The organism is Blastococcus sp. TF02A-26 (assembly GCF_003319125.1).
GTDB lineage: Bacteria > Actinomycetota > Actinomycetes > Mycobacteriales > Geodermatophilaceae > Trujillonella.
The window spans coordinates 1-1,096 of record NZ_QOHG01000050.1 but is presented as its reverse complement, the minus strand read 5'-3'; the positions used below and the strand labels follow the sequence as shown (position 1 = coordinate 1,096).

Annotated in this window: 1 protein-coding gene; it reads right to left on the bottom strand. The window is 70.8% G+C overall.

The window, feature by feature from the left end:
- Positions 1-21: 21 nt before the first annotated feature.
- Complete coding sequence (locus tag DQ240_RS23045) at positions 22-987, bottom strand: IS481 family transposase (protein ID WP_113842047.1); 966 nt, start codon at positions 985-987, stop codon at positions 22-24.
- Positions 988-1,096: the final 109 nt, after the last annotated feature.

Here is a 1,096-nt window from a genome sequence, read left to right as displayed (position 1 = left end):
TGTCGTGACCGGACAGGTTGTTCACGCGGCGAGGCGGCTGATCGGCGGCTGACCTTTGAGGGCGGAGTGGCTGCGGGCAGTGTTGTAGTGCTCCAGCCAGGCGTCCAGGGCGGCCGTGCGCTGGTCGTTGCTGGTCCAGGCGGTGGCGTAGGCCCACTCGGTGCGCAGAGTCCGGTTGAAGCGTTCGGCCTTGCCGTTGGTCCAGGGGTGGCCGGGCTTGATGAACCGGCGGCCGATGCCCAGCTGGTCGCAGGTGGCGATCCAGGCGTTGCCGCGGCGGTAGCTCATCGCGTTGTCGGTCAGCACCCGGGCGACGGTGACGCGGTGGGCGGCGAACCAGGCCACCGCCCGACGGAGGAAGCCGGCGCAGGTGTCGACCCGCTCGTCTTGCAGAACCTCGACGTAGGCCAGCCGGGAGTGGTCGTCGATGGCCACGTGCACGTAGTCGAACCCGATGAGCACCGGCTTGTGCCGGTGATCCACGGTCGCCTGTCGGCCGTGCACCCGCCAGCCGCCGCCGTCGGGGATCCGGCCCAGCTTCATCACGTCGACGTGCAGTAGGTCGCCGGGGCGCTCCCGGACGTAGCGGTTGTCGCTGTGCCGCCGGCCGCGCAGCAGCTCGCCGGTGAGCCGATCCACGTCCGCCAGCCGTGGCACGCCCGCCCGGGCCAGCACCGCGCCGACGGTGGATGCCGGGATGCCCACGATCGGAGCCAGCCGCACCGGCCCGGCGTGGTGTTCGGCGCGGGCGGCGACGATTCGTTCGACCGTCGCCGGCGGCGTCCGACGCGGCATCACGTGCGGCCGGGAGGAGCGGTCGAGCAGTCCGGCGACGCCTTCACAGCGCCAGCGCCGCACCCACTTGTAGACCGTTTGGCGGCTGACACCGAGCTGCTTGGCCACTTCTCCGGGCCGGTGACCGGCCAGGACACGGACGACGATCAGCTTGCGGGCATACGGGGTGGTGCGGGCGTTAGCGTGGGCCACAGAGACCTCCGGTTGGGAACGGCGACGTCAAGCACCGCCACTCCTTCCGGAGGTCTCCTTGTTGATCAAGCCGCCACGCCGACTGTCAACAACGTCCCTGGTTGCGACA